The organism is Acidiplasma aeolicum (genome assembly GCF_001402945.1).
Taxonomy (GTDB): domain Archaea; phylum Thermoplasmatota; class Thermoplasmata; order Thermoplasmatales; family Thermoplasmataceae; genus Acidiplasma; species Acidiplasma aeolicum.
Genome location: NZ_LKBG01000192.1, coordinates 1 through 669, shown reverse-complemented (window position 1 = coordinate 669; position 669 = coordinate 1). Strand labels below are relative to the sequence as shown.

1 pseudogene is annotated in these 669 nt (G+C 41.3%); it reads right to left on the bottom strand.

The features are described 5' to 3' along the window. Positions 1 to 669, bottom strand: a pseudogene (locus AOG54_RS09920) (APC family permease); the annotation flags it as partial.

Here is a 669-nt window from a genome sequence, read left to right as displayed (position 1 = left end):
GTGTGCCTGATTCTATTATGTCTGAAATTTCCTCGGTCTTATATCCAGAATGTACAGATAACAGATAGAATATTATGGCCACGAGTATCACAATAATGAAATCATACGGGTACGGGAATGTGTTGGTTCCTCCATAATCTGCTTCACCAAGGTATGAAAGTGCGTCAAGAACTAGTATGTATAACGGAACCCAGTATCCTGCCTTTATATTCTCTTTTGTGAATACATTTACAACCTTTTTTGTTGCGAGCAGGACGAGATAAACAGCTATACCAAGGAATATTCCTATTGAAAGTATTCCGACAGTTGGCCAGCCAGACCAGTAAACTATAAGTGTTGCTCCTATGAAGGATATTGGTGCCAGCACCTTTGCATATGGTAATTTAAACGGCCTTTTAAGCTCATCTGCCTCCCTTCTGAATACCATCAGCGCCGATCCGCCCACTATGTATGTAAATGCTGTGGCACCTGTAATTAAACCAACAAGGGCATACCAGCTTGGGAACGGTGCTAAAAATATCAATCCTATTATTACTGAGACTATGATTGGTATTATTGGCACCCTTGTTTTTTTGCTTACCCTTGAAAGTGCTGCAGGGAAGTACCCATTTTCGGCAAGGCCAAATAATGTTCTTGTGGATGTGCCGGCGTAAACGTTTAATGTTCCTG